The sequence below is a fragment of the Sphingosinicella microcystinivorans genome (genome assembly GCF_027941835.1).
GTDB lineage: Bacteria > Pseudomonadota > Alphaproteobacteria > Sphingomonadales > Sphingomonadaceae > Sphingosinicella.
The window spans coordinates 2,529,154-2,541,029 of the sequence record NZ_CP116005.1; the positions used below are offsets into that span (position 1 = coordinate 2,529,154).

Consider the following 11,876-nt stretch of genomic DNA (forward strand, 5'->3'; position numbering starts at 1 on the left):
CATGCTCTATATTCTTGCAGAAGCGCTCGACTTCCCCGGCATCCTGAACCTGTTCCGCTACATCACGTTCCGGTCGGGCGCGGCGGTGATCACCGCGCTCGCGATCGGCCTCGTCATCGGGCCGCGCATGATCGACTGGCTGCGCGTGAAGCAGGGCAAGGGCCAGCCGATCCGCGAGGACGGGCCTGCGAGCCATCTCCTGACCAAGCGCGGCACGCCGACGATGGGCGGGCTGATGATCCTCATCTCGCTCACCGTCTCGACATTGCTGTGGATGAACCTCGAGAACCCGTTCGTGTGGGCCTGCCTGTTCGTGACGCTGGGTTTCGGCGTGATCGGGTTTTCGGACGATTATTCCAAGGTCTCCAAGGGCAGCCACAAGGGCGTTTCCGGGCGCACGCGGCTGCTGCTCGAATTCATCATCACGGGCATCGCCTGCTGGGCGATCACCGACGTGACGGACACGCGGCTGTTCTTCCCGTTCACGAACTTCGGCCTCAACCTCGGGCCGTTCTACATCCTGTTCGCGGCCTTCATCGTCACCGGCTTCGGCAACGCCGTGAACCTGACGGACGGCCTCGACGGCCTCGCGACCATGCCGGTCATCATCGCCGCGCTCACCTTCGCGCTCATCGCCTATCTCGTCGGCAACATCCGGTTTTCCGATTATCTCGGCATCGTTTTCGTGAACGGCGCGGGCGATCTCACCGTGTTCCTCGGCGCGCTGATCGGCGCCTGCCTCGCCTTCCTCTGGTACAACGCGCCGCCCGCCGCCGTGTTCATGGGCGACACCGGCAGCCTCGCGCTCGGCGGGGCGCTCGGGTCGGTCGCGGTCGTCACCAACCATGAAATCGTGCTGATCCTCGTCGGCGGGCTTTTCGTGCTGGAAACCGTCTCGGTGATCGTGCAGGTGGCGAGCTTCAAGCTCACCGGCAAACGCGTCTTCAAGATGGCTCCCATCCACCACCATTTCGAACAGCTCGGCTGGCCCGAATCGACCGTGGTCATCCGCTTCTGGATCGTCTCCATCGTGCTGGCGCTCGCCGGCCTTGCCACGCTGAAGCTCAGATGATCAGCGCGCGCGCCTTCGCCGACAAGCATTATGCCGTCTTCGGCCTCGCCCGCACCGGGCTCAGCGTCGTCGCGGCCTTGCGGGCGGCGGGCGCGGCGGTGACGGTGTGGGACGACGACGCGAGAAAGCGCGCCGCCATCGAGGACACGCAGGTGCACGTCGCCGATCTCAATACGGCGGACCTTTCCGCCTTCGACGGCATCGTCGTGTCGCCGGGCGTGCCGCTCAACACGCATCCGCTCGCCGCGCGCGCAGCGGCGGCGGGCGTGGCGGTGCTGGGCGACATCGAGCTGTTCGCGCACGCGCGCGCCGAGCTTCCGCCGCACAAGGTTGTCGGCATCACCGGCACCAACGGCAAGTCGACGACGACGGCGCTCATCCACCACATCCTTGCGCACGCGGGCGTGCCGACGACGATGGGCGGCAACATCGGCCTGCCGATCCTGTCGCAGGAGCCATTGCCGGAGGGCGGAGTCTACGTGCTGGAACTGTCCTCGTTCCAGATCGACCTGACGCAGAGCCTCGCCTGCGACGTGGCGATCCTCACCAACATCACGCCGGATCATCTCGACCGCTACGACGGCATGGCGGGCTATGCCGCGTCGAAGGAACGCCTGTTCGACATGCAGGCCGAGGGCGCGGCGGCGATCTTCCTCTCCGGCGACGACTACACGGCGGCGATCGCGAAGGGGCGCGGCGGCATTCCGGTGTCCTTCGATACGGTTCCGGCCGAGGGCGTCTCGCTGGTGGACGGTGCCGCGTACATCGACGGCAAGGCGCTCGGCAGCCAGGCGGACTGGCCCGCGCTCGCCGGGCCGCACAACGCTGAGAACGCGGTCGCGGCCATCGCGGCGGCACGTGTGCTCGGCCTCGATGCCGATGCGATCCGGGCGGGCCTCGAAACCTATCCGGGCCTGCCGCACCGCATGGAGCGCGTCGCGGAGATGGGCGGCGTGCTCTACGTGAACGACAGCAAGGCGACGAACCCGACCTCGACCGCGCCCGCGCTCGCCGCCTATCCCGCGATCCACTGGATCGTCGGCGGGCGGCGCAAGACCGACGAGCTCGACGCCTGCATGCCGTATCTCGGCCACGTGCGCGCCGCCTACGTGATCGGCGAGGCGGAGACGGTCTACGCGCACCTGCTCGGCGCGCACATTCCCGTGGTGCGGGCGGGCACGGTCGCGCGCGCGACGCAGCTTGCCGCGGGCGCCGCGAAGCCGGGCGAGGTGGTGCTGCTGTCTCCCGCCTGCGCGTCCTACGACCAGTTCCGGGATTTCGAACAGCGCGGCGACGCCTTCAAGGGCGCAGTGCAGGAGCTCGGCAAGGCATGAGCACGCCCCTCGGACGCGCGGACAAGACGCTTCTCGGTCGCTGGTTCTGGACCATCGACCGTCCGCTGCTCGCGCTCGTGCTCGTGCTGATCGGCATCGGGCTGATCGCCGTGGCGGCCGCGTCGCCCGCGGCGGCGCACCGCTATTCGGGCGGCAGCGTCCGGCTCGACGACATGTTCTATTTCAAGCGGCAGCTCTTCTGGGTGCTGCTCGGCGTGCCGGTGATGCTCGGCGTCTCGATGCTGACGGTGCCGTGGGCGAAACGCCTGTCGCTGATCGGCACGCTGGCATTCATCGCCGCGCTCGCCGCCGTGCCGTTCTTCGGCGTGGAGGCGAACGGCGCGGTGCGCTGGCTCAATCTCGGCGGCTTCCAGTTGCAGCCGTCCGAATTCCTGAAGCCGCTGTTCGCCGTGACGACGGCGTGGGTGCTCGCCTCGCGCTTCGACGACGGCGACGTGCCCGCGCTCAGCGTCTCGTGCGGGCTGCTCGTGCTCGTCGTCGCCTTCCTCGTCATGCAGCCCGACATCGGCCAGTCGGCGCTGTTCATCGGCGTCTGGCTGGTGCAGGCCGTGCTGGCGGGCATGAGCTTCGCGATCCTCGGCATCGTGATCGTGGCGGGCGTCGCGGCGCTCGTCGTCGCGTACCTGTTCGTGCCGCACGTCACCAGCCGCATCGACCGCTTCCTCACCGGCGACGGCGACACCTACCAGATCGACAAGGCGCTCGACGGCTTCCGCGCGGGCGGGCTGTTCGGCGCCGGGCCGGGCGAGGGACAGAACAAGTTCTCGCTGCCCGAGCCGCACACCGACTACATCTTCTCCGTGATCGGCGAGGAGTTCGGCGCCATCGCCTGCGCCGCCATCGCCGTGCTGTTCCTCGCCATGATCGTGCGCGTGCTGCTCCAGCTTCTGGAGGAGGACGACCCGTTCGTGTTCCTCGGCGCGGCGGGGCTCATCACGCAGATCGGCGGGCAGGCGATGATCAACATCGGCGTGAACCTGAACCTGCTGCCGTCCAAGGGCATGACGCTGCCGTTCATCAGCCACGGCGGCTCGTCGTTCCTCGCGCTGTCGATGGGCATGGGGCTGCTGCTGGCGCTCACGCGGCGCAACCGCTTCCTCAAGTCCTCGCCCTACGTGCCGCGGGGCCGCACGGCATGAGCGGGCGGCACTTCTACGTCGCGGCGGGCGGCACCGGCGGGCACATGATGCCCGCGCACGCGCTTGCCGAGGAACTGATCGCGCGCGGCCACACGGTGTCGCTGATCACCGACGCGCGCGGCGCGCGGTTGGAGGGGATTCTCACGAAGGGGCCGCGGCACGTCATCGAGGCGTCGACGCTGGGCAAGAATCCGCTGAAATGGCCGGGTGCGTGGATGAAGATCCGCGCCGGGCGGCGGGCGGTGGCGCGGCTCATCGAGGAGGATTCTCCCGCCGTGGTGATCGGCTTCGGCGGCTATCCCGTGCTCCCCGCGATGCTGGCCGCGCAGAAGGCGGGCGTGCCGACGATCATCCACGAGCAGAACGCCGTGCTCGGGCGCGTGAACCGGCTCGTCGCGGGCAAGGCGGACGTGATCGCGACCTCGTTCCCGGATACCGGGCGGGTGAAGCCGGACCATGCCGAGAAGGTCGCGCTCGTCGGCAACCCGGTGCGCGAGGCGATCGCGGAGATCGGCAGGCAGGCGTATCCCGCGCTGGAGACGGACGGCATCTTCCACGTGCTGGTGACGGGCGGCAGCCTCGGCGCGAGCGTCTTCGGCGAGGTGGTGCCCTCGGCGCTCGGCCAGCTCGACGCGAGCCTCCGCCACCGCCTGCAGGTGATGCAGCAGTGCCGCGCCGAGGACATCGAGCAGGTGCGCGCCGAATACCGCCGGCTCGAAATCCCCGCCGACCTTTCGACCTTCATCGACGACATGCCGTCCGCGATGGCGTGGGCGCATCTCGTCATCGCGCGCGCCGGGGCCTCGACGGTGAGCGAGCTTTGCGCGGCGGGGCGCCCGGCGATCCTCGTGCCGCTGCCCATCGCGACCGACGACCACCAGGCCGCGAACACGCGCGAGGTGGTCGCGGCGGGCGGCGCGCGCATGATGCGGCAAAGCGGCTTCAAGCCGGCGGAACTCGCCCGGCAGATCGAGGCGATGGCGCTGCAACCGGGCGCGCTCGCCAACGCGGCGCGGCGCGCCCTCTCCGTGGGCCGGCCGAACGCATCGCGGGCGCTCGCCGACCTTGCCCTGCGGCTCGCCGGTGTGCCATTGGCCCTCGAAACCCCTGAGACCGGAGCCAGCGCATGACGGGCATCGCCCGCGACATCGGAACGATTCACTTCGTCGGCATCGGCGGCATCGGCATGTCCGGCATCGCCGAGCTGATGCACAACCTCGGCTACAAGGTGCAGGGCAGCGACATCGCCGAATCCTATGTCGTGGAGGGGCTGCGGAAGAAGGGTATCGAGGTCCACATCGGGCACACGGCGGAGAACCTCGGCGATTCCGCCGTGGTGGTGACGTCGACGGCGATCCGGCGCGGCAACCCGGAGGTCGACCTCGCGCTCGAGAAGCGGATTCCGGTGGTGCGCCGCGCGGAGATGCTCGCGGAACTGATGCGGCTCAAGTCCACGGTCGCGGTCGCGGGCACGCACGGCAAGACGACGACGACCTCGATGGTCGCGGCGCTGCTCGACGCGGGCGGGCTCGACCCCACGGTGGTGAACGGCGGCATCATCAACAGTTACGGCTCCAACGCGCGCCTCGGCACCAGCGACTGGATGGTGGTGGAGGCCGACGAGAGCGACGGCAGCTTCCTGCGCCTGCCGCCGACGTTCGCGATCGTCACCAACATCGACCCCGAGCACCTCGACCACTACGGCAGCTTCGACCAGATCAAGCAGGCGTTCGTCGATTTCGTCGAGCACGTGCCGTTCTACGGCGCGGCGATCCTGTGCATCGACCACCCCGAGGTGCAGGCGATCCTGCCGCGCGTGCGCGACCGGCGCGTCGTCTCCTACGGCTTCTCGGCGCAGGCCGACGTGCGCGGCGAGAACGTGACGCCGGTGCCGGGCGGCAACCGCTTCGACGTGCTCATCACCGACCGCGACGGCAACCAGCGCCGCATCGAGGGGCTCGAACTGCCGATGCCGGGGCGGCACAACGTGCAGAACGCGCTCTCCGCCGTGGCGGTCGCGCTGGAACTGCGCATCGGCGACGCCGAGATCAAGGCGGGCTTCGCGGCGTTCGGCGGCGTCAAGCGGCGCTTCACCAAGGTCGGCGAGGTGGACGGCGCGGCCGTCATCGACGACTACGGGCACCATCCCGTGGAGATCAAGGCGGTGCTCGCCGCCGCGCGCGAGGGCGTGAAGGGACGGGTGATCGCGGTCGTGCAGCCGCACCGCTTCACGCGCCTGCGCGACCTGATGGCGGAATTCCAGACCGCGTTCAACGATGCCGACACGGTGTATGTCGCGCCCGTCTACGCGGCGGGCGAGGCGCCGATCGAGGGCGTGGACGCGGCGCACCTGCTCGCCGGATTGAAGCGCTCCGGCCACCGCGATGCCTACACCGTGGATGGCGCCGACGACCTTGCGGCGAAGCTGGCGGCGACGGTTCGCGACGGCGACATGGTCGTCTGCCTCGGCGCGGGCGACATCACCAAGTGGGCGGCGGGCCTCGCGGACGCGATCCGCCGCGAACGGGGAGCGGCGTGACGGCCGCTGCGGCCGCGCGCACGATCCCTGCCGCCGCGGGGCGGCTGACTCCGGACGCGCCGCTGGCGCCGCTCGTGTGGTTCAAGTCCGGCGGCAATGCCGAATGGCTGTTCGAACCGAAGGACGCGGACGACCTTTCGAACTTCCTTGCGACGCTTGAGCCGGAGGTGCCGGTGATGGCGCTCGGGCTCGGCTCCAACCTCATCGTGCGCGACGGCGGCGTGCCCGGCGTCGTCGTGCGTCTCGGCAAGGCGTTTGCGGTGGTGGAGCGCCTCGACGAGGTGACGCTGCGCTGCGGCGGCGGTGCGTCGGGCATCCTCGTGTCTTCGACGGCGCGCGATGCGGGAATCGGCGGGCTGGAATTCCTGCGGTCGATTCCCGGCACGGTCGGCGGATTCGTGCGCATGAACGGCGGCGCCTATGGCCGCGAGACGGCGGACATCCTCGTGGAGTGCGAAGTGGTGCTGCGTTCGGGCCAGCGCAAGATCCTGAGCCGCGACGATCTCGGCTACACCTATCGCCACAGCGCGCTCCCCGAAGGCGCGGTGGTGATCGCCGCCACGTTTCGCGGCACCCTGAGCGACCCTGCCGCCATCAGCGCCGAGATGGACCGCATCGCCGCCGCGCGCGAGGCCTCGCAGCCGCTGCGCACGCGGACCGGCGGCTCGACCTTCAAGAACCCGCCCGGCGACAAGGCGTGGCGGCTCGTCGACGCGGCGGGGTGCCGGGGCCTGACGCGCGGCGGCGCGCAGGTGAGCGAGAAGCACTGCAATTTCCTGATCAACACCGGCAGCGCCACCAGCGGCGACATCGAAGCGCTCGGCGAGGACGTGCGCCGCCGCGTGCGCGAGACGCAAGGTGTCGAGCTCGAGTGGGAAATCCAGCGCGTAGGAGTAGCGAAATGAAGGTTGCGGTGCTGATGGGCGGCTGGTCGAACGAGCGCGAGGTCTCGCTCACCAGCGGCAAGGGAATCGCCGACGCGCTGAAGCGTTTGGGTCACGATGTTTACGCTGTTGACATGGGGCGCGACGTTGCCGCAAAGCTGAGCGAAATCAAGCCTGACGTCGTGTTCAATGCCCTGCATGGAACGCCCGGGGAAGACGGCACGGTTCAAGGAATGCTCGACGTGTTGGGGGTGAAATATACGCATTCGGGTCTGGCGACGTCGGTCATCGCGATCGACAAGGAACTGACCAAGCGTATCCTCGTGCCCGCCGGAATCCGGATGCCCGAAGGCGTCATCGTCGAATCCGCGAGCGTCCACGAACGTGACCCGCTGCCGCGCCCCTACGTGCTGAAGCCGGTGAACGAGGGCTCTTCGGTCGGCGTCGCGATCGTCACCGACGAGAGCAACTACGGCACGCCCATCGCCGCCGACGCGCCCGGCCCGTGGACGCAGTTCGAGCGCCTGCTCGCCGAGCCGTTCATCCCTGGCCGCGAGCTTACCGTCGCCGTGCTCGACGACGAGCCGCTCGCCGTCACCGAACTGATCCCGACGCGCGGTTTCTACGATTACGACGCCAAGTACACGGACGGCCTCACCGTGCACCAGTGCCCGGCGGACATTCCCGAGGACGTCGCCGCCGAGGCGATGGCGCTGGCGTTGAAGGCGCACCGCGTGCTCGGCTGCAAGGGCGTCAGCCGCTCCGACTTCCGCTACGACGAGAGCCGCGGCCTTGCCGGTCTCTATCTTCTGGAGGTCAACACCCAGCCCGGCATGACGCCGCTCAGCCTCGTTCCCGAGCAGGCGAAGTATCGCGGCATCGACTACGACACGCTCGTCGCGCGCATCCTGAAGGACGCGGCATGAGGGCGCGCGGGGGCATCGTGGCGCGTCCCTCGACTTCGCTCGGGATGAAGCGCGCTTTTACTCCGTCCGTCATCCCGAGCGAAGTCGAGGGACGCACAAGGTCGTCCTGCGATGAGTGAGCGCATCACCCTGAAGCGCGGCAAGCGCCCGCCGCCGCAGAGGGTGAAACCGCCCGCGCCGCGCGCGCGGGCGAAGGGTCCGAAATCGGGTCGGCTGATGGCGCCGGCGGTGTCCCTGGGCGCTGCCGGCATCGCGCTGTTTGCGGCCTGGCTCTACCAGCTTCCCGACAAGCTGTGGATGGCCGCTGCCGTGGGCGTCGCCGACGCGGGCTTCGAGGTGCGCAACGTCGAGGTGACGGGCCTCAAGACGATGAACCGCCTGCCGGTCTACACCGCGGCGCTCGACGGGGCCTCGGATTCGATGCTGCTCGTCGATCTCGACGACGTGCGCGCGCGGCTGCTGATGCTGCCGTGGGTGAAGGACGCGAGCGTCGGCCGCAGGCTTCCCGACACGCTCGCGATCGAGATCGCCGAGCGGAGGCCCTACGCGATCTGGCAATATCGCGGCGAGCACCGGCTCGTCGATGCGGAAGGCGCGGTGCTGCCCACCGACGACATCGCCCGCTATGCGAAGCTGCCGATCGTGGTGGGCAAGGGCGCGAACACCGAGGCGGCGAACCTGATCGCGCTGCTCCATGACTACCCGGCGGCGGCGAAGCATGTCGCGGGCGCGGTCTGGATCGGCGAGCGGCGCTGGGACCTGAAGCTGAAGTCGGGCGAGACGCTGGCGCTGCCCGACGACTACGCCGAAGCGCGCAATGCGCTTGGGAATTTCGTGCGGATCGACCGCGATTCGGGGCTTGTCGACAAGGGGTTCACCCGTTTCGACATGCGCCTCGCCGACCGGCTGACCGTGCGCATCTCGCAAAACGACAAGAAACCCCCGGTCGCACGGAAAAACACCCAACCAGCTACAGGCGGGACGGAAATATGAGAGTGGGGCCGCTATGAGAGTCCGGGGCACCGGCAGCCGGGGCGAACGCACCATCGCGGCGCTCGACATCGGCTCGTCGAAGGTGGCGGCGCTGATCGCGGTGAGCGACGGCGAAGGCGCGCCGCGCGTGATCGGCACGGGGCAGCGCGCCTGCACGGGGCTGCGGCAGGGCCTTGTCGCCGACCTGGAGCGCACCGAAAGCGCGATCCGCGCCGCGATGGAGCAGGCCGAGCGCAACGCGGGCGTCACGGTGGAGAACGTCGTCGTCAGCGTCTCGGCGGGCGGGCTCGACAGCGAGATCGTTTCGGTCGAGGTCGACATCGGCGGCCAGCGCATCGAGCGCGGCGACATCGACCACGTGCTCTCCGAAGGCCGCGCGCAGCTCGACGCGGGCGGGCGCACGATCCTGCACGCGCAGCCGGCGCTCTACACGCTCGACGAGACGACGCGGGTGATGAACCCGCTCGGCCTCCACGCCGACCGGCTCGGCGTCGACATCCACATCATCACCGCCGACACGCCGCCGGTCAGGAACCTCGACCAGTGCGTGCGCACCGCCGACCTCGGCGTGCAGACGATCGTCGCCTCGCCGATCGCGGCGGGCCTCGCCTGCCTCGCGCCCGAGGAGCGCGACCTCGGCGCCGCGCTCGTCGAGATCGGCGCGGGCGTCACCAACGTCGCGGTGCACGTGCGCGGGATGCTGGTCGGTCTGTCGGTGATCCCGATGGGCTCGGAGGACATCACCGCCGACATCGCCTCCACCTTCTCGACCCGGCGCATCCACGCCGAGCGGCTGAAGACGCTGTACGGCTCGGCGACGACGAGCCCGCGCGACAACCACGACATGATCGAGATCCTCCCCATCTCGGAGGACGACGACATCGAGCCGACGCGCGTGCCGCGCGCGCAGATCGTCGGCGTGATTCGCGAGCGGCTCGACATGCTGTTCTCCGACGTGGGGGAACGGCTGAACGAAATGGGCTTCAAGGGGCCGCGCGGACGTCAGATGGTGCTGACGGGCGGCGGCGCGGAGCTCAAGTGCATCGCCGACTTCGCGCAGGGGCTGCTCGGGCGGCACTGCCGCGTCGGCCGCCCGCGCGGCCTCACGGGGCTTCCCGAGGCGCAGACGGGCAGCGCCTTCTCGACGCTCGCGGGCCTTGCGCTCTACGGCGCGGAGGAGCGCGAGGACCTGTGGGCGGGCAGCGTCCGCGACGGCGGGCAGATGCGCATGTCGCGCTCGCCGTGGGGGCGGATGATCGAAGTGCTGAGGTCCAGCCTGTGACGACCTACCAGATGTTGATTTTTTTTCGTCCGAGGGATTCACGCGGAATCCATCCTGTCGTAAAGTTTAACCAATGCGCTCTTGTGGGGGGCGCCGGCGCCGAAGGAGAGCACCATGAGTCTTGAGCTGCAACGTCCCGAACTCACCGAACTGAAGCCGCGGATCACCGTGATCGGCGTCGGCGGCGCGGGCGGCAACGCGGTCGCGAACATGATCTCGTCGGGCCTCGAAGGCGTCGATTTCGTGGTGGCGAACACCGACGCGCAGGCGCTTTCGGCGGCGACGGCGGAAACCCGGCTCCAGCTCGGTCTCAAGATCACGCAGGGTCTCGGCGCGGGGTCGCGTCCCGAGATCGGTCGCGCCGCCGCCGAGGAAACGCTCTCCGAGATCGAAGGCGCGCTCGACGGCTCCCACATGTGCTTCATCACCGCCGGCATGGGCGGCGGCACCGGCACCGGCGCGGCGCCCGTCGTCGCCAAGGCGGCGCGAGAGCGCGGCATCCTCACGGTCGGCGTCGTCACCAAGCCGTTCGCCTTCGAAGGCGCGCGCCGGATGCGCTCGGCGGAGGAAGGCATCGCCGAACTCCAGAAGCACGTCGACACGCTGATCATCATCCCGAACCAGAACCTGTTCCTGATCGCCAACGCCAACACGACGTTCAAGGACGCGTTCGCGATGGCCGACCAGGTGCTGCACCAGGGCGTGCGCGGCATCACCGACCTGATGATCATGCCCGGCCTCATCAACCTCGACTTCGCCGACATCCGCACCGTGATGAGCGAGATGGGCAAGGCGATGATGGGCACCGGCGAGGCCGAGGGCGAGAACCGCGCCATCGAGGCGGCGGAGAAGGCGATCGCCAATCCGCTGCTCGACGAGGTCTCGATGCGCGGCGCCAAGGGCGTCATCATCAACATCACCGGCGGCGAGGACCTGCGCCTGATGGAAGTGGACGAGGCCGCGAACCACATCCGCGAGATGGTCGACCCGGACGCCAACATCATCGTCGGCTCGGCGTTCAACTCGAACCTCGACGGCAAGATGCGCGTGTCGGTCGTCGCGACCGGCATCGACGCCAGCGCCAAGCCCGCCGAGCAGCCCGTGCGGTCTTCGGCGACCCTGAGCGGCTTCGGTTCGGTCGCGGGCAGCTTCGCCCCGGCGGCGCCGGTCGTCCGCCCGGTCGCGGCCGCCGCGCCAGCGTCGCAGCCCGCCGAGGAGAGGCAGATCGTGCTCGAACCGCCGGTCATGGCCGAGGAAGCGGCCCCCGCCGCCGAGACGGCGGCGACCGCCGAGGACGCGCAGCCGGGCTTTTCGGACAACGTGATGCCGCTGCGGATGCCGGAGCCGCTGCGCGAGGCCGCGCCGGAGCCGGTCGCCGAGGCCGCGCCCGCGCCGATCAACGAACCGGTGGAGCGTCCCTACGCGGCGCCGCGCGGCGCCCGCGAGGAACCGCGGCCGGGGCCGACGCTGTTCGAGCGCATGATGAATCTCAGCCGCGGCGCCGACAAGGCGCGGGCCGAGGAGCCCGAGCCGGCCGCCGAGGAGCCCGCGAGCCAGGACCCGCTGGAAATCCCGCGGTTCTTCCGCCGCCAGGTCAACGACTGATCCCGGGATCAGGCAGGGAAGGAGGGCCGGGCGGCAGACCCGGCCCTCACTGTTTCGTGACCTTGCGGACGCGAGCCGCTT

Annotated in this window: 10 protein-coding genes; all 10 read left to right on the forward strand. The window is 69.6% G+C overall.

The window, feature by feature from the left end; translation table 11 throughout:
• Position 1: 1 nt before the first annotated feature.
• The 10 genes from mraY (at position 2) to ftsZ (ending at position 11,795) form a co-directional block, all read left to right on the forward strand.
• Positions 2-1,072: a phospho-N-acetylmuramoyl-pentapeptide-transferase gene (mraY, locus tag PE061_RS12170; RefSeq protein WP_271255549.1), complete on the forward strand. Its 1,071-nt coding sequence runs from the start codon at positions 2-4 to the stop codon at positions 1,070-1,072.
• Entirely contained in the window at positions 1,069-2,406 is a 1,338-nt protein-coding gene (gene murD, locus PE061_RS12175) for a UDP-N-acetylmuramoyl-L-alanine--D-glutamate ligase (protein ID WP_271255550.1), read from the forward strand. Before mraY ends, murD begins: the two co-directional genes overlap by 4 nt.
• Entirely contained in the window at positions 2,403-3,566 is a 1,164-nt protein-coding gene (locus PE061_RS12180; protein WP_271255551.1) for an FtsW/RodA/SpoVE family cell cycle protein, read from the forward strand. Before murD ends, PE061_RS12180 begins: the two co-directional genes overlap by 4 nt.
• Positions 3,563-4,696: an undecaprenyldiphospho-muramoylpentapeptide beta-N-acetylglucosaminyltransferase gene (gene murG / locus PE061_RS12185; RefSeq protein ID WP_271255552.1), complete on the forward strand. Its 1,134-nt coding sequence runs from the start codon at positions 3,563-3,565 to the stop codon at positions 4,694-4,696. The genes PE061_RS12180 and murG overlap by 4 nt, the downstream gene beginning before the upstream one ends.
• Complete coding sequence (murC, locus tag PE061_RS12190; protein WP_271255553.1) at positions 4,693-6,105, forward strand: UDP-N-acetylmuramate--L-alanine ligase; 1,413 nt, start codon at positions 4,693-4,695, stop codon at positions 6,103-6,105. Before murG ends, murC begins: the two co-directional genes overlap by 4 nt.
• Positions 6,102-7,010 carry a UDP-N-acetylmuramate dehydrogenase gene (gene murB, locus PE061_RS12195; protein WP_271255554.1) on the forward strand — a complete coding sequence of 303 codons (909 nt, stop codon included), beginning with the start codon at positions 6,102-6,104 and terminating at the stop codon, positions 7,008-7,010. The genes murC and murB overlap by 4 nt, the downstream gene beginning before the upstream one ends.
• Positions 7,007-7,915, forward strand: coding sequence for a D-alanine--D-alanine ligase (locus PE061_RS12200; protein ID WP_271255555.1), 909 nt, complete (start codon positions 7,007-7,009; stop codon positions 7,913-7,915). The genes murB and PE061_RS12200 overlap by 4 nt, the downstream gene beginning before the upstream one ends.
• Before the next feature lie 111 nt (positions 7,916-8,026).
• Positions 8,027-8,908, forward strand: coding sequence for a cell division protein FtsQ/DivIB (locus PE061_RS12205; RefSeq protein ID WP_271255556.1), 882 nt, complete (start codon positions 8,027-8,029; stop codon positions 8,906-8,908).
• 13 nt (positions 8,909-8,921) lie between these two features.
• Positions 8,922-10,190, forward strand: a complete 1,269-nt coding sequence (ftsA, locus tag PE061_RS12210) for a cell division protein FtsA (RefSeq protein ID WP_271255557.1) — start codon at positions 8,922-8,924, stop codon at positions 10,188-10,190.
• A 114-nt stretch (positions 10,191-10,304) separates the two neighbouring features.
• Complete coding sequence (gene ftsZ, locus PE061_RS12215; protein ID WP_271255558.1) at positions 10,305-11,795, forward strand: cell division protein FtsZ; 1,491 nt, start codon at positions 10,305-10,307, stop codon at positions 11,793-11,795.
• Positions 11,796-11,876 lie beyond the last annotated feature (81 nt).

What these genes read in the sequence shown, in the direction of transcription:
- mraY (WP_271255549.1), top strand. Translation starts at nt 2, where the DNA reads ATGCTCTATATTCTTGCAGAAGCGCTCGACTTCCCCGGCATCCTGAAC.
- murD (WP_271255550.1), top strand. Translation starts at nt 1,069, where the DNA reads ATGATCAGCGCGCGCGCCTTCGCCGACAAGCATTATGCCGTCTTCGGC.
- PE061_RS12180 (WP_271255551.1), top strand. Translation starts at nt 2,403, where the DNA reads ATGAGCACGCCCCTCGGACGCGCGGACAAGACGCTTCTCGGTCGCTGG.
- murG (WP_271255552.1), top strand. Translation starts at nt 3,563, where the DNA reads ATGAGCGGGCGGCACTTCTACGTCGCGGCGGGCGGCACCGGCGGGCAC.
- murC (WP_271255553.1), top strand. Translation starts at nt 4,693, where the DNA reads ATGACGGGCATCGCCCGCGACATCGGAACGATTCACTTCGTCGGCATC.
- PE061_RS12200 (WP_271255555.1), top strand. Translation starts at nt 7,007, where the DNA reads ATGAAGGTTGCGGTGCTGATGGGCGGCTGGTCGAACGAGCGCGAGGTC.
- PE061_RS12205 (WP_271255556.1), top strand. Translation starts at nt 8,027, where the DNA reads ATGAGTGAGCGCATCACCCTGAAGCGCGGCAAGCGCCCGCCGCCGCAG.
- ftsA (WP_271255557.1), top strand. Translation starts at nt 8,922, where the DNA reads ATGAGAGTCCGGGGCACCGGCAGCCGGGGCGAACGCACCATCGCGGCG.
- ftsZ (WP_271255558.1), top strand. Translation starts at nt 10,305, where the DNA reads ATGAGTCTTGAGCTGCAACGTCCCGAACTCACCGAACTGAAGCCGCGG.